This is a genomic window from Turicibacter bilis (assembly GCF_024499055.1).
GTDB classification, from domain to species: domain Bacteria; phylum Bacillota_I; class Bacilli_A; order MOL361; family Turicibacteraceae; genus Turicibacter; species Turicibacter bilis.
The window spans coordinates 2,331,170-2,350,607 of sequence record NZ_CP071249.1 but is presented as its reverse complement, the minus strand read 5'-3'; the positions used below and the strand labels follow the sequence as shown (position 1 = coordinate 2,350,607).

14 protein-coding genes and 4 pseudogenes are annotated in these 19,438 nt (G+C 34.2%); 6 read left to right on the top strand and 12 right to left on the bottom strand.

What is annotated here, in order from left to right; genetic code table 11:
- Positions 1 to 79: 79 nt before the first annotated feature.
- The 3 genes and pseudogenes from J0J69_RS11330 to J0J69_RS11320 form a co-directional block, all read right to left on the bottom strand.
- On the bottom strand, positions 80 to 1,390 hold the full coding sequence (locus tag J0J69_RS11330) for a conjugated bile salt MFS transporter (RefSeq protein WP_055243240.1): 1,311 nt from the start codon (positions 1,388 to 1,390) through the stop codon (positions 80 to 82).
- Positions 1,391 to 1,736: 346 nt separating this feature from the next.
- Positions 1,737 to 3,071, bottom strand: a pseudogene (locus J0J69_RS11325) (IS3 family transposase).
- A gap of 79 nt (positions 3,072 to 3,150) precedes the next feature.
- A pseudogene (locus tag J0J69_RS11320) lies at positions 3,151 to 3,973 on the bottom strand (ABC transporter ATP-binding protein); the annotation flags it as partial.
- A 628-nt stretch (positions 3,974 to 4,601) separates the two neighbouring features.
- On the opposite strand from J0J69_RS11320, the gene J0J69_RS11315 reads away from it, so the two are divergent.
- Complete coding sequence (locus J0J69_RS11315) at positions 4,602 to 6,581, top strand: penicillin-binding transpeptidase domain-containing protein (RefSeq protein ID WP_212726068.1); 1,980 nt, start codon at positions 4,602 to 4,604, stop codon at positions 6,579 to 6,581.
- Positions 6,582 to 6,726: 145 nt separating this feature from the next.
- Here J0J69_RS11315 and J0J69_RS11310 read toward each other — a convergent pair.
- Positions 6,727 to 8,158, bottom strand: a pseudogene (locus tag J0J69_RS11310) (6-phospho-beta-glucosidase).
- A gap of 451 nt (positions 8,159 to 8,609) precedes the next feature.
- Between J0J69_RS11310 and J0J69_RS11305 the strand changes: the two are divergent.
- From J0J69_RS11305 to J0J69_RS11290, 4 genes are all read left to right on the top strand, one after another.
- A complete protein-coding gene (locus J0J69_RS11305) occupies positions 8,610 to 9,794 on the top strand; it encodes a M20 metallopeptidase family protein (RefSeq protein ID WP_055243252.1) in 1,185 nt (394 codons plus the stop codon).
- Positions 9,795 to 9,801: 7 nt separating this feature from the next.
- On the top strand, positions 9,802 to 10,452 hold the full coding sequence (locus J0J69_RS11300; protein WP_055277248.1) for a helix-turn-helix transcriptional regulator: 651 nt from the start codon (positions 9,802 to 9,804) through the stop codon (positions 10,450 to 10,452).
- Positions 10,453 to 10,820: 368 nt separating this feature from the next.
- The gene (locus tag J0J69_RS11295) at positions 10,821 to 11,099 is read left to right on the top strand and encodes a CD3324 family protein (protein WP_212726069.1); all 279 of its coding nucleotides are present in this window, start codon (positions 10,821 to 10,823) and stop codon (positions 11,097 to 11,099) included.
- A 136-nt stretch (positions 11,100 to 11,235) separates the two neighbouring features.
- A complete protein-coding gene (locus J0J69_RS11290) occupies positions 11,236 to 11,886 on the top strand; it encodes a FusB/FusC family EF-G-binding protein (RefSeq protein ID WP_055243255.1) in 651 nt (216 codons plus the stop codon).
- A 72-nt stretch (positions 11,887 to 11,958) separates the two neighbouring features.
- Here J0J69_RS11290 and J0J69_RS11285 read toward each other — a convergent pair.
- The 4 genes and pseudogenes from J0J69_RS11285 to J0J69_RS11270 all read right to left on the bottom strand — a co-directional run bounded on the left by J0J69_RS11285 (position 11,959) and on the right by J0J69_RS11270 (position 14,636).
- A pseudogene (locus J0J69_RS11285) lies at positions 11,959 to 12,627 on the bottom strand (nitroreductase family protein).
- 38 nt (positions 12,628 to 12,665) lie between these two features.
- Complete coding sequence (locus J0J69_RS11280) at positions 12,666 to 13,436, bottom strand: sulfite exporter TauE/SafE family protein (RefSeq protein WP_055243256.1); 771 nt, start codon at positions 13,434 to 13,436, stop codon at positions 12,666 to 12,668.
- A gap of 2 nt (positions 13,437 to 13,438) precedes the next feature.
- Entirely contained in the window at positions 13,439 to 13,804 is a 366-nt protein-coding gene (locus J0J69_RS11275; protein WP_055277252.1) for an ArsR/SmtB family transcription factor, read from the bottom strand.
- 10 nt (positions 13,805 to 13,814) lie between these two features.
- Positions 13,815 to 14,636 carry an N-acyl homoserine lactonase family protein gene (locus tag J0J69_RS11270; RefSeq protein WP_055277255.1) on the bottom strand — a complete coding sequence of 274 codons (822 nt, stop codon included), beginning with the start codon at positions 14,634 to 14,636 and terminating at the stop codon, positions 13,815 to 13,817.
- A gap of 437 nt (positions 14,637 to 15,073) precedes the next feature.
- Between J0J69_RS11270 and J0J69_RS11265 the strand changes: the two genes are divergently transcribed.
- A complete protein-coding gene (locus tag J0J69_RS11265) occupies positions 15,074 to 15,760 on the top strand; it encodes a GerMN domain-containing protein (protein ID WP_055277256.1) in 687 nt (228 codons plus the stop codon).
- 281 nt (positions 15,761 to 16,041) lie between these two features.
- Here the strand turns inward: J0J69_RS11265 and dapF are convergent, their stop codons facing one another.
- The 4 genes from dapF to dapA all read right to left on the bottom strand — a co-directional run bounded on the left by dapF (position 16,042) and on the right by dapA (position 19,429).
- Complete coding sequence (gene dapF / locus J0J69_RS11260) at positions 16,042 to 16,875, bottom strand: diaminopimelate epimerase (protein ID WP_212726089.1); 834 nt, start codon at positions 16,873 to 16,875, stop codon at positions 16,042 to 16,044.
- Between the two features lie 181 nt (positions 16,876 to 17,056).
- Entirely contained in the window at positions 17,057 to 17,767 is a 711-nt protein-coding gene (gene dapD / locus J0J69_RS11255) for a 2,3,4,5-tetrahydropyridine-2,6-dicarboxylate N-acetyltransferase (RefSeq protein WP_212726090.1), read from the bottom strand.
- A gap of 14 nt (positions 17,768 to 17,781) precedes the next feature.
- Entirely contained in the window at positions 17,782 to 18,543 is a 762-nt protein-coding gene (gene dapB, locus J0J69_RS11250) for a 4-hydroxy-tetrahydrodipicolinate reductase (RefSeq protein WP_055243261.1), read from the bottom strand.
- A 16-nt stretch (positions 18,544 to 18,559) separates the two neighbouring features.
- Entirely contained in the window at positions 18,560 to 19,429 is an 870-nt protein-coding gene (gene dapA, locus J0J69_RS11245) for a 4-hydroxy-tetrahydrodipicolinate synthase (protein WP_317452382.1), read from the bottom strand.
- Between the last annotated feature and the right edge of the window lie 9 nt (positions 19,430 to 19,438).

Here is a 19,438-nt window from a genome sequence, read left to right as displayed (position 1 = left end):
ATATTATTCCAGATAGCACAATAGATTAATTACTTAAAAAAATGGGTTATTGATTCATAACAGCCCATTTTTTATATTATTAAGAAATCCTTTTAGTTTCTTGAACATTGTTTTCTTTATTCATTTTAAGGATAGATAAAGAAGCAGTTAATAAACCTGCGTAAGCAATGACAGCAAATATTACCGAAGATGTCCACGCCATTGCCCATCCTGCTTTTTCTAAAATAAGACTGAATATTGGCGTCCCGATAGCAAATCCTGCAGCAAAGAATAATTGGATAAAACCAAGAATTGCTCCATAGTCTCTATCGCCAAATAGGGCCCCTGTCATATAAGATGGCCCCATGACATAAGAGAACATTGAGATACCAAAAGCAACAGTGAATACATATCCAAGTACATTTATCTTACCGACAAATAATAAACATAAACCTGCTAAAACAACTAAAATTCCAGCTAGAATAAATGATTTTGATAATCCTAGTTTATCGAAAAGAACTCCACCAAATACGTTACCAAAGATTGAAAACAATCCAAACATTGATGCTAATGTTGCTGATGAAATTAATAATATTTTTTGTTGTTCTAAGCTTTGGAAATATGGTATAAACTGTAGCGCAAATCCACTAACGTAGAATCCGATGAATATAAATGACGCCGCTATTAGCCAAAATTGAGGCATTTTAGTTGTTTCACCCATTGTATATCCCCAACTTACGTGATGAGCTACATCTTCTTGTCCTTCTAACTTTTTCTTAGGCTTATTTGCTGCTAACTCATCCGCTGATTTTGGTAATCTTACAAGGAATATTGCGATTAATAATGTTCCAATTAATGCAATTAGACCAAATCTAAAATAGGCTCCTTTATATCCGATATTAGGATCTGTTAACCATTTACCAGCTAACGTTTGAAGAATTATATTCCCTATTCCTCCTCCACAGAAGGCAATACCTAGAGCTATCCCTTTATTAAACTTAAACCAAGCATTTATAAGTGTCGGCACTCCTATTGCTGAAACAATTGCATTCCCTACTTGAACAAGGGCAGCAATTATATAATAAGCAAATAACTTATTCCCTGCTAGTGAATACAACATGAATCCACCACCGACCAATATTGCACCAATGATAAATAATAATTTAACATTTACCTTAGTAAATATTTTCCCAATAAAGGGAGAACAAACAGCAGACACAATAGTACCTATAGTGAATATAAGTGTAAATGACGCATAACTAAAACCTTCTCCATTTACAACATAGTTTGTAAAGGTAGGTGGTAAATTCGCTGCTACTCCAAACGGTATGGCTTGAATAAGTAAACACGCTGCAACAATTACCCACCCATAAAAAAATTTATTTTGTTTGTTGTTATTAGGTGTACTCATAACTTAATTTCCTCCTTAATTTAAACTGACATACTTTTCATGAAGTAAATATGATATCTATTGAAACATTTATTACATGAATAAATTATTTCAATTACATATAGGTTTAACAATAATAGTAAAAAAAATGTATTTTTAATGGACAGATTGTATTATTAAGTTCGAAACATAAAAAAAATCATAAATAGAAGCTTTGCTATAGAATAAAGTTACCACACTAAATTCTTAACAAGGAAATCTATTTATGAGTTATAACCGTCTGAGTACATTTAAACATACACGTATAAAAATTATTCAAAAATAGCCGATTCGCTCAACAATTAAATCATGGATTGTCAACACTAAACTAAACAACTTTTTTAAGGGTATTTTGACGATACTCAACTGGGGATAAATACCCTAGTGAAGAGTGAATTCGATGGTTGTTATACCCATTCCCTAGCAATTGAGGACGGTGCTTCGCACTGCTAGGGGACCCGTTAACATAATCAGCTAATTCCCTAATTGTTCGTGTGTTTCAAACCTTTGATTCTTTACAAATTCAGTTTTAATGACTTTATAAGTCGCTTCAGCTACTGCATTATCATAGGGACATCCTTTCATACTTAAAGATCGTTCAATGTTGAATGCCTCTAAGATCTCATCAATCACTTGATTCTTAAATTCATTCCCTACCAGAGGAGGATACATTTACTTCTTAAATGGCAGGTGACCCATTCCCACGATCCGTGTGGAATATTTTGATTTGACTTAGGTTAGTTTGGACCGTGCTAAATGCCTTCTTAACTAATGCTGCATCCTTATTAGGCCCAGAGCTATAACCGATAATTTCACGATTAAACAGGTCTACAAGGACACAGATATAATGCCATCGATGACCAACTCGTACGTACGTTAAATCACTGACAACAACGTTTAAATATGGCTGTTCATTAAAGTTACGATCCACGATATTTTCAATTTTATCATCGTTACATTTAACAACATGTGGCTTAAATTGAGCGACCGTATAACTTGATACTAGACCTTCTTGTTTCATGATACGACCAATGCGACGACGTGAAACTTGTTGCCCCATTTTATTTAATTCGTGTTTAATTTTTCGAGTCAACTGCCCATCAAAGGAGGATACCTTTCCTTCGGAAAGGACGGGGACCCTATAGTTATTACGGCTTGACGAAAAACCTCAACGATATCAGTAACAAGTTGAGACTCATTTTTCTTCGGTTTAGATTCGTAATAATAAGTGCTACGAGACACGTTAAGGACTTGGCACATCGCTGAAACTGAATATTTGTGGGTATTGTTTTTAATCACATTTATCTTCGTCCTAAGATCAGCGCAGCTTGCTTCGGCGTACCCCTTGCGGGTATAAAATATCATTTTCCATTCCCTAGCAGTGGAGGATTTATGCTTCGCATGCTAGGTGACCCATTTCTAATTGCTTAACTTTTTTACGAAGTTGGATTAGCTCCTGTTCTTCTTCTGAGCGGTTATCTTTCTCCTTAAAAGAACCGGTAGAAGTTGACTGTTTAATCCATTTATCGAGTAAAGACGATGAGAGATCGTATTCACGAACAATATTACATTTACGTTTACCATTTAAATAAAGTTGGACTAATTGGTTTTTAAATTCATCCGTATATGTACGGCGAGTTCTACGAGTTTTAGTTTGGGTCATGTTAAAGCTCCTTTAGATTGATATTATTTATAATTCTACATGACCTTAAAAAAACTGTCTAATTAATTGTAACCTATCCAAGATCAATCCCTTGTTGAGAAATGGTAATAGGATAAGATGCTAAAGTATCCTCCTCAACACTAGAAATATATTCTTGCATCCCACTTGATAAAGATAAGATTAATGCAATTCCAATACTACTCGCAAATACAGTTAAAATCGTACGTCCTTTTTTTGTTCTAAGATTATTAAAACTTAAAGATAATGCTGTTAAGAATGACATCGAAACTTATTTTGTTTTTCCTTGTTCTATTTTTGTTAAAGATTCTTCAGCTACGACAAGTGGACGTGTATCATCTTGAATTTTTCCATCTAATAACTTGATGATTCGTGTTGAATATTGCTCAGCCACCTCTGGATTATGAGTAACCATAATCACTAACTTTTCTTTTGCAATTTCTTTTAATAAATTTATCACCTGTATACTTGTCTCAGTATCAAGTGCTCCTGTTGGTTCATCTGCAAGTAAAATATCGGGATTATTAATTAAGGCACGTGCAATAGCTACCCTTTGCATCTGTCAACCTGACATTTGATTAGGTTTCTTATATAAATGATCTTCAAGTCCTACTTTTTTTAATACGGAAATCGCACGATTTTTTCTTTCCTTTTTAGAAACACCCGCTAACGTTAACGCAAGTTCAACATTCGCCAACACCGTTTGATGTGGAATAGTGATCTAATCCTCCAATAATATTAAGAAGTGTTGTCTTTCCTGAACCACTAGGTCCTAAAATCGAGACAAACTCATTTTCACGGAAATTAATATTCACTCCTTTTAAAACATGTTGTTCAATATCACCTATCACATAATTTTTAAAGATACTTTTTAACTGTAACATTTTCCTCCTATTCGTTATGAAGAGATTCTAACATATGAAAATAAACTACAGGTAAACTCGACAAAACTTTCTATTATATGACATATTGTTACGTTTAAATCGATTTATAATGATGTAACTACATTACTCTATAAACATACAATAAATGAAATGTGAGTCAGTCATTTTGCTTAATTTTTTTTCTGGGATGAATCATGTATTAGACAACTATCCTGATAAGATTCTCCATCTCTATAGGAATAAAAAAGTATTTTATAATATTTGAATGCCCCCAGTATCTAAGCCTCTTTAGTACTAATGACAACTATAGTCCAAGGGTCACCTACCATTTCCAACGGAAATTTATCCTCCACCGGCAGAGCTTTAATTTTCAATTGTGAAAAACTTATCTGGACTTATATCTACTAAAATTCCCTTTAAAAATTGTTTAGTTTAGTATGAACCACTCGAGTCATAAATAGGACTATTCCTCTAAAAAATCATATCGTTCTGAATAGGAATAAAATGTATGTATTATAAATACCTTTATATAAGATTAGGAAGATGATTAAGTAAATATCGTTTAATTCCTTTTCTAAAAATGGTATAACTTTACATAATAAAGAAAATTAACAAAAGGAGGATTATAATGAGAGTTCTAGGAATTATAGCATTTTGTGCCTTACTCTTAACCGGTTGTTCATCAGATGCTGAAAAATTGTTATTTGAAAGCTTTGAAGAAAAATTGGTAAATGAAGATTATGAAGGTTTATATCTTTTATTAAGCAGTGAGTCACAACAAGCAATAACAAAAGAAGATTTTATAACTAGATATACAAATATTTATTCAGGAATTAAGGCCTGCAACATTGACCTTGAAATGGGAGAAATTGATACTGAAAATAAGGTGATTCCTTTCTCATTAACAATGGATACTGTTGCAGGAGAAGTCAATCGTTCTGATTTTGAACTTCCTTTTATAAAAGAGGATAAAGAGTTAAAAGTCATTTGGTCAGAGAGCTTAATTTTCCCGATGATGGAAAGTGGTGATAAGGTCAGAGTCAGCACTCAAACTGCAAATCGCGGAAGCATCCTTGATCGAAATGGAGAAGCACTCGCATCAGATGGCACACTGATTACAATTGGAATCCATCCTGCTATTTTTGATGAGGAGAACAGAGATAATAAAATTAAAGAGTTGGCTAATGTATTAGATATTAGCGAAGAGACCATTACAAAAAAATTAGCTGCGAATTCAAATCCAGACTATTTTGTCCCTATTGTGGATTTACTTCCAGATTCCCCTAAATTACAATCATTAGAAAATCGTCGTACAGAAGGAATCTTAACGCAGAGCAAGCAAGGTCGAGTCTATAAAAATGATGAAGCATTCGGACGACTATTAGGATATATTCGACCGATTAGCGAAGAAGAACTAACAGCTGATGAAGAGGGTATCTATACGATGACCTCAATGGTTGGAAAAGCCGGACTTGAACAAGTATATGAAAAAACACTAAGAGGAATTAACGGGGTTGAAATTTATATTGAACGAGATGGCACCAAGATTGAAACCCTTGCCTTAAAAGAAGCACAACATGGTGAAGATATCACACTTTCAATCGATTCTCATTTACAAACAATTGTGTATGAGAAAATGAATGGTGAAAAAGGTTCAGCAACAGCAGTAGATCCAACAACCGGTGATATTTTAGCCTTAGTTAGCTCACCGTCTTATAATTCCAATTGGTTTACAACTTATATGACAAAGAGTGAACAACAACATCGTGAAGATATCGAGTTTGCCGATGAAAAAAATCGTTTCGCAAGCTTATATTCACCAGGTTCGACATTTAAACTAATCACAGCAGCAACAGGACTTGAAAATGGAACACTCAATCCAAACGAAGTGAAAACAATCAATGGGATGGAGTGGCAAAAAGATAGCTCCTGGGGAAATTATCATATTAGACGAATTAATGCTCAGACAAACGTTGCTTTAAAAGAAGCTGTTAAATACTCAGACAATATTTATTTCGCGATGAATGCTCTTGAAATGGGAAGCGATACACTGATTAAAGGAGCTGAGCAATTTACAATTGGAACAGACTTAACGATTGGCTATCCAATCAAACAGAGTCAAATTTCTAATAATGGAACGCTTAATCGTGATATTTTACTTGCAGATACGGGCTATGGACAAGGAGAAATCATGGTCTCGACGTTAAATATGGCGCTTGCTTACAGTGCTTTATCAAATAACGGAAATATCATGAACCCAACTCTTATTTTAACCGATAGTTACCAGGCAAGTGTTCTTAAAGAGTCAGTCATTTCAACACAAAATCTTTCTATCCTACAAGATGCCTTTAGTGCAGTTGTTGAAGATAGTGATGGAACTGGACATTTAGCTAAAATTGATGGAATTAAATTAGCTGGAAAAACAGGAACAGCTGAGATCAAATCATCTCAAGGTGAAACAGGAAGCGAAAATGGATGGTTTATTGCAACAGATTTAGATTCATCTAACGTATCCATTGCTATGGTTGTAGAAGATGTCCAAGAAGGACTTGGAACACTCGGCGTTGTCTCAATGGTTAAAGAAGTCCTTGTCGATTATTTAAAATAAATGGTTTTTGATACATAAAAAGGGCTACCTCATTTTTAAAAGAGGTAGCCCTTTTCCCTTATTCTAGGTAATTTTATTATTTCAAGCTAAAATTATAATGAATGATTTTTATTTTTCATGGTTTATGGTTAATTAGGTTAATAAATTATAATTCTTCGCCATTTGTTTCAATAACTTTTTTGTACCAATTAAAACTTTTCTTTTTCATACGTTTCATCGTTCCTGTCCCATCATCATGTTTATCAACATAAATGAATCCGTAACGTTTTTTATACTCACCTGTTGTGAATGAGACGCAATCAATACATCCCCAAGGTGTATATCCCATTAGGTCTACACCATCTAATACTACTGCCTTTTTCATTTCCTCAATATGAGCTCTTAAGTAATCAATACGATAGTCATCATTAATTGAACCATCTTCTTCAACTGTATCGATAGCTCCAAACCCATTTTCTACAATAAATAAAGGCTTTTGATAACGTTCATATAATAAGTTTAACGCATATCTTAATCCAATCGGGTCAATTTGCCATCCCCAATCCGATGATTTAACATGTGGGTTTGGTACACTTCCTGGGAATCCAGATAATCCATTTCCTTCTACGACATTGTCCGCTTTAACTGCATTTGTCATATAATAGCTTAATCCAATATAATCTACTGTTCCATTTTTAAGGATTTCTTTATCTTCTGGTTCCATATGAATATTAAATCCTTTACGTTCCCACTCCTTAATTGCATAAGTCGGATACTCACCACGTACATGAACATCACTAAATAAATAACGATCATGCATTGATTCAACAGAATACATCATATCTTCTGGTTTACAAGAGTATGGATATAATGGAACACACGCCATCATACATCCAATTTGGAAGTCTGAATTAATTTGATGTCCTAATGCTACGACTTTAGCACTTGCCACTAGTTGATGATGAACGACTTGATACATACATTGTTCAGGATTCTCATCATGATTAAAAATAACTCCAGAACATGTGTAACCGAATAATGGATACTTATAATTTTTTTGATTATTAATTTCATTAAATGTCATCCAATATTTAACTTTATCTTTATAACGTTTCATCACGACTTCACTGTAACGAACAAAGAAATCAATAACCTTACGATTTTTCCATCCCCCATATTCTTTAACTAAGTGATATGGCATTTCAAAGTGAGATAACGTAATAACGGGTTCAATATTGTATTTTAATAACTCATCAAATAAGTCATCATAGAATTTTAATCCTTCTTCATTAGGTTCTAATTCGTCACCTTTCGGAAAAATTCGTGTCCATGCAATAGATGTTCTAAAGCACTTAAATCCTAATTCAGCAAATAGTGCAATATCTTCCTTATAATGACCATAAAAATCAACGGCTTCATGATTAGGATAATATTTACCTTCTTCAATTGAATCGGTAATCACTCGATCGACACCGTGAGCTCCACCTGTTAAAACATCGACGATACTGATTCCTTTACCACCTTTATTATAACCTCCCTCTACTTGGTGAGCTGCAACAGCCCCCCCCCCATAAAAACCCCTTAGGTAATTGATTCATAGCAGGACCTCCTAATCTAATTTTTTTAATAATTTTCTGTTTCAAAATGGTAAAGAAGCAATGAGTCGATCATTGCTCTTTAACTCCACTATCTATAAACAGTTAAGTATTCTACATCTAAGGTAGCAAATAAAAAAAATACTGATTTCTTTTAGCTATCGAGACATCCTATAGTCCAGGGATTTACTAGCATTTTTGAAGAATATTTATTCTCAACTGCTAGGGAATAGGTTACCTGCAAATCTCTCAAAGAAATCTAATCCCACGCTACTAAGGCATTTAAAATTTTTACGATGTAAAAAAACTTATCTGGGCTTATATTCTAAAAAAACAAAGAAAAAAATTTTTTATTATGTATAAAAAATAATTTTAATGTAGACTATATATGTCCTATTTATTTGTTATGATAGACATTAATTAAATAAAATTTAGAAAGTAAAGAGGGATAATTATGAATCCATTTATTGAACAAGCCTTATTAATCAAAGATGAATTAATTAATTACAGACGAATCATTCACGAAAACCCTGAAGTCGGAGCTGTTCTTCCAAAAACAAAAGCATTTGTTATGGATAAATTAAAAGAGTTTGGATATGAACCAACAGAAATTTGTGAGAGTGGAATTGTTGCGACAATTTCAGGTGAAAAACCAGGAAAAACATTCTTATTAAGAGCAGATATGGATGCTTTACCGATGAAAGAAGAAACAAGTTGTGATTTTAAATCAACGAATGGATGCATGCATTCTTGTGGACATGATATGCACACAGCCATGTTACTTGGTGCTGCTAAGTTATTAAAACAAAATCAAAGTCAAATTGAAGGAACGATTAAACTTGTTTTCCAACCTGATGAAGAAGGTTTTACTGGTGCTAAAAAGATGATCGCAGCTGGTGTCCTTGAAAATCCTAAAGTAGATGCAGCAATGGCGATGCATGTCCATTCTGGAACACCTTCAAACCTTGTCTTATGTGGATTAGGAACGACTATTGCAGGGTGCAATCGTTTTAGAATCGTCGTTAACGGACAGGGATGTCATGGAGCAATGCCGGAAACAGGTGTCGATCCAATCAATATTGCCGCACACATTTATATTTCTTTACAAGAAATTATTGCCCGAGAAATTGCTACTACTCAGCCAGCCGTTGTAACTATCGGTAAATTTGTAGGTGGAGATGCTCCTAATATCATTCCTGGACAAGTGATTATGGAAGGAACTATCCGAAGCTTAGATAAAGAGGTTGGAGAATTTATTTTTAATCGCATCAACGATATCGTTGTATCCACAGCAAAAATGTTTAGAGGAGAAGCCGAATTAATTGAGTTATCATCAACTCCACCACTAGCTAATGACAATAAACTTGCGCACGAAGTAACTTCATATGTAAAAGATTTAGTAGGCGAACAAGCAGTTATTTTATTCGAGCAAGGTGGTATGGGATCAGAAGACTTTGCCTCTTACTCTTATGAAGTACCAAGTGTTTATTTAATGTTAGGCGCTGGTACAAAGAATGAAAATCCTTTATTTGGTCAACCAATGCACAATGAAAAGGTACAATTTAATGAGGATATTCTTGTAACAGGTGCCGCTATGCATGCCTATAGCGCTATTATGTGGTTAAAAAATAATAAATAACAGTAGCATGAGATTATTAGATTTAATATTTTATCTATTAAAATGCAGCTCAAAAGTGACAATCAAAGAGCTAGCTAAAACGTTCAATGTATCGACCAAAACAATTCAACGAGATTTGGATAAATTATCTATTTTAGGTATTCCTATTATTATTTATCGTGGAAAAGATGGTGGCGTTGAAATAGATAAAAACTATATTATTGCTAAACAAGTTCTTAAACAGAGTGATTACTGTGCGTTAATCACCTCCTTGTATATTGGAGAACATCTCAGTGAAAGTATTCATGAAGCTTCTTTGATCGATAAATTTCGACTCATGGACCCTAATAAATGCTCGGACATCATCAATCATCTTCAAAAACATTTAATTATTGACTTACCTTCTCCTACTTTTGATTTAGAAACCGAACTCTGTCAAACAATCAATCAGGCTCTAGACAATCAAGTCTTCATTAAATTAAAGATAAATCATGAAGTGATGGAGGTCCTTCCAATCTCCTATGTTTTAAAACCTGAAGGGTTATGTCTATATTGCTATACAGGTGAATATTTCCTAATCCAATTAGCTCAAATCTGTGAAGCGAATCTTTCACCTAAAGTTTGCACCGATATCATCATTGATTACAATGATAATAAAGAAAAAATAAAATTCATTTAATTTAAAAAGTCATTGAAATAGCATACAACTATTCAATGACTTTTTTTATTGAACTTTTTCGCTTAATACCTAACAAAACTAGTATTCATTACGCTGCTATTTTAAACTATATTTGAGCCTACTATTATATGCTATAATAACTCTATCTTTTTATCTTTTGGGAGGTGATTTTTTTGAAAGTTTTAGATACCTTCAACTTTATTTCGACTTGCTCCTTGCGAAGAACCTCAGAATCAGCTATGCTTTGTTTGGAGCCTAATCAATTAATCAAATAGCTGAGAAATGGACATGATTTGGCTCTGTAACACATGCTTTCTGAGAATTCTTCGCTTTACGACTTAAATTTTTAATCGTAAAGGAGTAAGAAAATGAGGTATGTAAAAGAACAAGATGTGTTACCAGAAGACATTTTAAAACTGATTCAAGAATATGTGGATGGCGAATATCTTTATGTTCCTAGAAAAAAAGGTAATCAAAAATCTTGGGGTGAAAAAAGCGGAATCAAACGCACCCTCCAAGTTAGAAATCAAGAGATTTATCAAAGGTATTTAAATGGAATAACTATCCCTATCCTAGCTGAAGAATATTATTTATCAGAAAAAAGCATTCGACGAATTATTAGTGAACAAAAGCGTCAATGCTCATAATTAATATAGAATTATTTATTGGATTGCAGTCAGGTTTTTCCCCATGCTAAACTGTTAATAAATCCAATGCCATTGGATGATTATATTGGATATAATCATCTTTTTTATAGAAACAAATAGAAAGGAGATTCTTGTCATGAATGCATTCTTAAAGAAAGAAGAATTTAATTATATTAATAAACGTCTACAAGACTTAAGCAGTGCGCTTCGTAATTGCAACGATTACAATACTCGCGATGCTAGCCGTGACTATATTCAAGATAAAATTCTCAGCCACCTAAGTCATTTATCATCAGAGGAGAAACTGTTACTAGATATTAAAGATTTAAAGGATTCAAAACAGATTAATAAATTTTTAGAAGAACTTGAAAATTACGTTTATGGTATGCAACCTGTATCAAATGCAGAAATTAGTAAACTCTTTAAAAAAGAGAAAAAATTAAAATTACCTCCTGCAGAGGCTCAAGACACCCCCTTAGTGTATCTTGGCTGGTTTGATCAGGCTACAAAAAAATTATTTGTTATCTATCCATTAAACGGCAAGTTACTCGGTATGTCTTGTCGTTTAACTGAAGCAAAAGTTAAACAAACGAATATTTGTGCTCTTTGTAATCACATAGGACCTAAAAATGAAGTAGCTTTCGTTTCTCCAATCTGTAAACGAAAAGATACTTATCGCTCAATCGGTTTTTATATGTGTTTAGATAGTAATAAGTGCAATGAACGCATCACTTCAACAAAGAAACTTGAAAGTATTTTAAAAGACGTTAATAATATTAAATCTTAATCTTCTAAAACATCGCTTTTCTATAAGATAAAACCCCATTCTAAAAAAGATGGGGTTTTATCTTATATTCTATTATTTTTTCCACTGCCACCCGGCACCCTGTGCACCAATTTTAAAATGAGCTTTTACAATTTCAAAATCAAGTTTCGTATAAAATCCTAGTCCTGCTTTCGCTATGACTGTATTCCCCTCTAAATTGAAAAAGAATTTTTGTTGATTCAAAGAAGTAGGAGCTAAAAGTGCTGCTTCCATTCCTTTTTAAAACCAATCTAGCATGGGTTTATCTGTTTTACATAGACTTTCCATTGGTTTATTTTTATGAGGAACTCCTTGTGTCTCACCATAACCAAGTGCAATAACACAACATAATTTTTCACCTTTTTCCACCTGATAGACAGTTTTTCCTTTACTGAATGTTAACGCAACCCAACAAGTATTAAGCCCAAGCTGTGTTGCTTTTAAAACAACTTTCTCACCCCAATAGCCACACTGCTCCTCAAAATCTTTCCCCTTTTTACCCACAATCGCAATATAGTTTTTAACATTTTTAAATGAGCCGTAGTGTGCCATAAAGCTATCAAAAGCATTTGGTTCATCTAGACATAACTGAATATGCATTCCGCTTTTTTGATTACACTCCTCAATATAAGCTAATAATTCATTAGCAATAGAGTCTTCAATCTTCTTATCTACATAACGACGTACTGAATGACGTTTTTTCATTGCTTCAAAAATATCCATGATCATCTCTCCTTTTTAATATTTATTTTATTCTTTTCTTAATTTAATAAATCCATGATAATCATTAGTCCACTGATGATAGTCAAGACAACTCCTAGTGTTCGATTTAAAACCTTAGCTGATGCCTTATTCGCAAATCTTGCTGAAACCCTTGCTCCAACCAATGTAAAGAGCATACATAAAAATAAGATTTCCAAATTAGGGATACCACCAATAACAAAATGTGAGACCCCTCCTGTTAAGGCAGTAAAAGTCATAATAAAAACACTGGTTCCAACAGCTGTTTTTAATTCATAGCCGAGCACACTCGTTAAAATTAAAAGCAACATCATTCCGCCACCGGCACCCACAAATCCACAAATAAACCCGACTAGTACGCCACATAAAATAGACTGAATAATTTTTGTACGCGTAGGCTTTTCTTCTACTACATCTGGAGCTGTCATAATCGGCCTAACTATAAATTTAATTCCCACAAGAAGGGTCATATACATTGAAAAATTCCCCATCATTTGATTTGGGACCAATTTTGAAAGATAACTTCCAATCATGGTAAAGATTAAAACACTTCCCATCATAACTAAGCCATTCTTGATATCAAGCTTTTTATTTTTTCCATACGTATACGCTGAAATGGCACTGGCTAATACATCTGAAGAGAGAGCAATTCCAACAGCTTGATAAGCTGGCACTCCAAGAAAACTAATTAACATCGGTGAAATCACTGCTGCTGCACTCAATCCTGCTAACCCAGTTCCAATCCCTGCCCCTAAACCAGCAATTAAACAAACTAATAACTTAACTAACAATACTAATCATCTCCCTTCCTTGTATCAATGGGTGCGAAATCCTTTACCACCTCGTAAATATGATTTACAAGTTGGGCAATCTGCCCCCATTGAGTTTCATTCGCATCCATATAATAATAATTTTTCGTTCCCTCCCTTCTCATATTAATCATCCCTGCTTCTTTTAAAATCTTTAAATGATGAGAAACAGCAGGTCTGGAAAGATGCGTTTTCTCTGTAATTTCACCGACACGAATTCCATTACAATCACTTTCTAAAAGCGTCATAATAATAAGTTGCCTCGTTTCATCACCAATAGCTACTAGCGCATCATGGCAAACTTCAAATTCTTTTATAATACGCTTAAGCCTATATTGACACTCCTTCATCTCAGACCTCCTACAATTCAATAACGTGAGGGATAACCTCTGGATCATGCGTCGCTAAAACTTCCACACATCCTTCTTTTTTTGACATTTCCTGAACCCATTTTAATGTCTTTCTCATCTTTTCTTTATCATCAACAGGCCCCGGAAGACGAAGCTCTTCCCATGACTCTTTAGCATAGCCCGTATCTCCTGTTAATAAAACAAATTGTCCTTGATTCTGAACCATTACTAGACTTGTCCCTTTTGTATGTCCTGCTACATCAATAAGTAAGACACTTTCATCACCAAACACATCATAGCTTCTACCAAATGGACCATAACTTGAAACTTTCATCTCAAATGGTTCTAAATTAACACCATTCCAAAAGCGATCTGAATATCGAATATCACCTTTTTGAGCTGCTTCTAGTTCTTCTTTACTTGTCATAATATGCTTAGCCTCTTTCACTAGTTCAAGTCCACTTGCATGATCAACATCTAAATGAGTTAAAAATACATAGTCTAAATCTCTTGGTTTAATTCCTAGCTTTCCAAATTGTTCATCAATTGCCTCTCCTTCAGGTAATCTTGCCTTGCTTGCAAAATTTAATTTCCAAGACATATGCTTTATTTGATCAATTCTAACATCACGATGCCACCCTGTATCAATTAAGACCAATCCTTTCGGATGTTCAATTAAATAAGCAGATACAGGAAGCAAAATTCTCCTTTTTTTACTTCGAAATAACCCTGTATAGGCAATTGGATTACGAGAAACATCTCTAAATGGAACCGCAGGATCAACCCCTACTTCTCCGGTGTGAAACACATGAATTTTAATCTTCTTTTCCATCGCTTAATCACCTCTTTTAGTTTTTATATTCTCTATTAGTTAATTTCATTATTCGTTTATTCTTTTAAACCATGACTAATATAACACATCAAATGTTACATAGTTCAATGGTAAAGAAAATCGAGACCATTAAAAACACTTATTGTCTTAAGCATAAAACCTAATACTAATAAGTGGCATTTAACTTCATTATGACCAAACATCTTCTATATCATTAGACACTTAAATACTTATATTTGCGATATCAGAATGATGTCCTCTTACAAAAAAGGCAATCATAATCAATTTAATCCTATCTTTCTCCACCTCTGTTCATTAATTATAATTATCACCCGCACAAAACTTTTTATAATTATTTTAACCCTACCATAATACATCATTTTTTTACATTTCTTCTTGTTATAATACTATCGAATCGAATTATTAGGAGGGGTCTTATGAAGAAATTTATTGTAGCAATGATGACATGTTTGTTTATGGTTTTTAGTTTATTTGGCTGTTCACCAGCAAATGAACAGGAATCAGATAGCAATCAAGCAGCACAATCTGAAAACGATTCTTCTACAAGTGATCAAGAAGAGAACCAAACTTCCATACCTGAAGATAATAATTCCGATTCTAACACTGATTCAACTAATAAAACTGAATCTGATGATTCTAATCAAGACGATAATTCAGATTCAAATCAAACACCTAACACTCAACAACGGATAAGTCGACTTTATTACTATGATATAGAACAGAATCAAATGTTTTATGTCGATAAGGAAGTAGACGTCATCGAAAATGCCTATGTTAATGCTTTAACTGAAGCACTTAAAGAGAACCAAGACAATAAAGACTTTGTAACAATAAATGAAGATACCTTTGTTACCTCAGCCACACTCGATGAGGAAAGTGGTATCTTAAATATTTATTTTAACGAAAGCTTTCATCTCTCAACTAATCTTGGTTCAGGTATTGAAGCAGGCTTCATTGATGCTTTAGTTAATACATATGGCTACAACTACAATGTCGATAAAGTCGCCATTTATGTACAAAACAAGCTTTACGAAGACCAACGTGGCCCAATGCCAGATGGTTATTTCAAAGTAACAGCAGAAGACGCTGTAAAATATGAATAAAAAGGATACTTGATGTATCCTTTTTTCTTACTCTTGTCTATTCTTTTGTTCCTCAATTCTCCTTCCTTCATATATTATTAATGAAGATAGCAATTAACATTTCATCTATTTAACGTGCTATCTTAACTTAATACTAGGGAGACCTAGTTTGATCGAATAGATAAAATTAATTAAACCTTCTAAAGTGAGCTCGCAAACCTAAGTACTTTAGAAGGTTTTTTCTATGTTATAAGTATATCTCAGAATCAGTCTTTTTGATAGAAAGACCAACTATAGTAGCGCTAATTATATAGGTACTGTCCTTTACAAATCAATGTTGCCGGTCCCGTCATATATATTTCCTCACCTACTCGTTCCATAAGTAAGTTACCACCTTTAACATGAACGGTAACGCTAGTTTCGCAATCATAAAGATCTTGACTTAATAAGGCGCAAGCCGCTGATCCAGTTCCACAAGCGAGTGTAATTCCAACCCCCTTCTCCCATGTTAAAACATCGATATTTTTCGAGTCTACTACCTTACATAAATTTACATTCGTTTTGTTCGGATATAGTGGATGATTTTCAATGGCTGCTCCTATTCGTGCCGCCGCCTCTTCATCAATGTTATCCATAAATAATACGGTATGAATCGTTCCCATGACTAAACTACTCACAGTATACGGTACTCCATCAACTTCAAGCATTTGATTAATAAACTTATCTCCGTCACCTGGGAGCGGAACTGATTCATGTTGATAAATAGCACTTCCCATATTTACACGCACTAAACTAGTTAAATCATCACTTTCAATTATTTCAAGTGTCAAAATGCCAGCTAATGTTTCTACCGTAAAAACTTTCGTTTTAACTAACTCATGATCAGTGGCATACTTTGCAAAACAGCGAATCCCATTTCCACACATCGTCGCTATACTTCCATCTGCATTATAAAAAATCATTTGCATTGTAGCTACTTTAGAAGGCGCAACAACAATCATTCCATCTGCACCAATTCCAAAACGTCGATTACAAACCTTTTGTGCTAGTAGAGAATGTTGCAAACCATCTAACTCAGACATCTCAAAAATAACAAAATCATTCCCCGTTCCTTGGTATTTTTCAAACCTTAACATTAAAAATCCCCCTTTATTAAAAAAGGCATATCTAGTTGATATACCTCTTTTTCTTATTCTCTAACAACATTCGCATCATCTTCATAAACTCTGAGCCACTCGCCCTACCAGTGGAGGAAAGCTACGACTTTAATCTTTCGATTAAATCACGTAGCGCAGGGGTCCACTGTTGTTTTTCTTACTATCTTAAATCTTTTAAAATTTGCGTTTTGTCAGCTGTTTGTTCGTCTTTTTCTTTAATGACACGGGCTGGCATTCCAGCAACAACTGTATTGGGTGCAACATCTTGTGTAACAACAGCTCCAGCTGCAACAACGGCACCCTCTCCAACACGAACACCTTCTAAAATAACCGCATTCGCCCCAATCATCACGTTATCTTCAATAATAACTGGTGTTTTGCTAGGTGGTTCTAACACACCTGCAATAACCGATCCTGCTCCAATATGAACATTTTTTCCAATCGTTCCACGTGCACCAACAACGGCATTCATATCAATCATTGTATTCTCACCGATTTCAGCACCAATATTGATAACCGCCCCCATCATAATAACTGCATTTTCACCAATGCTAACTTTATCACGAATAATTGCTCCAGGTTCAATCCGAGCTTTAATTTGTTTTAAATCAAGCATCGGAATGGCTGAATTACGACGATCATTTTCGATTTCATAATACTCAATTCGCCCTTTATTTTCAGCAAGTACCGATTGAATTTCAGTATACTCACCAAAAACAACTAAAGAACGGCCTTCCCCAAACACACGACAATTTGGAAATTGTACACCGTCTAAATCTCCTTTAACATAAACTTTAACAGGTGTACTCTTTTTTGCTTCTTTAATATATCGTGCAATCTCATATGGATCTGTTAAACTAATTTCACTCATTTCTCTTTTCCCCCTTAATTTGCATGCATCATATCACTCATGTTATATAACTTCGCTTCTTTATGTGTAATAAATTCTGCTGCTTTAATGGCTTGCTCGGCAAAAATCTTTTTCGATAACGCCGTATGCTTAATTTCAATCATCTCATCCGGTCCTGCAAAAATAACCGTGTGCTCACCTGGAATCGTTCCTCCCCGAACAGAATGAATCCCAATCTCTTTTTCATTTCGTTTCATATGATTACCTTGACGACCATAATTATAATCCATCGCTTGATTAAGCTCCTCATTAATTGAGTTAGCAATCATAAAAGCTGTTCCGCTTGGGGCGTCCACCTTTTTATTATGATGCTTTTCAATAACCTCAATATCAAAGTTATCATTCAATAAACGCGTTGCTGTTTTTACTAAGTCAAGCAATACATTGACTCCAAGTGATGTATTACTTGAACGGAAGATTGGAATCTTATGCGAAGCTTCAATAATTTTGGCTTCCTGTGCTTCGCTAAGTCCAGTCGTAGCAATCACAACTGCTGTCTCATGATTCACACAATAATCTAATAAATGATCAATATTTTCTGGCTTTGAAAAATCAATAATCACATCACAATCTACATTAATTTCATATGGATCTGTGAATACTGGATAATCATTCTCATAGCGTTCCGGCTCAATATCAATCCCAAAAACGACTTGAACATTTTCTTGTTCTAATAATAAATCATGGATGATTCGTCCCATCGTTCCATTACATCCACTTAGACCTACATTCAACATCTGATATCACCTCGTGCTATAATCCGTACTTCGTTAGTTCGTCTTGTAAAATTGCTAAATTTTCTGCTGCCATTTCTGTTAAAGGAAGGCGGAGGTTTCCTACATTCATCCCCATGAGATTCATGGCTGTTTTAACTGGAATTGGATTTACCTCAATAAATAAAGTATGCACAAGTCCATTCACACTTAGTTGTAAATCACGTGCTTTATTTACTTCGCCCTCTAAATAGCTACTTACTAAATCATGTGTAACTTTTGGTAAAATATTCGCTAAAACTGAAATTACTCCTTTTCCACCAAGTGATAAAACTGGAATAATGATATCATCATTTCCACTATAAATTGAAAAATCTGTTCCACATAAGCGAGCTATTTCGGCCACTTGTGAAATATCACCACTTGCTTCCTTAATCCCAATAATATTCGAAATCTTTGCTAACTTTGCAACCATCTTTGGTGTTAAATTTACCCCTGTACGTCCCGGCACATTATATAAAATAATTGGTAAATTGACATGACTTGCAATCAACTCATAATAATTCAAAAGCCCCTTCTCTGTTGCTTTATTATAATAAGGCGTTACAACTAACAAGCCATCGACACCAACCGATTCACAATATTGACTCAATTCAACCGCATACGCCGCATTATTACTTCCACTTCCTGCAATGACAGGAATCCGTTTATTAACAACCTCAACCGTGAACTTAATAACCGATTTTCGTTCAGCATCACTCATCGTTGCAGATTCACCCGTTGTTCCACAAATAATAATCGCATCTGTCTCATTAGCAATTTGCCACTCTAGCAGTTCTCGTAATTTTTCATAATCAACTCGATCATTTTTAAATGGTGTTATAATCGCTACTCCTGATCCACTAAACATCTTTCCCAT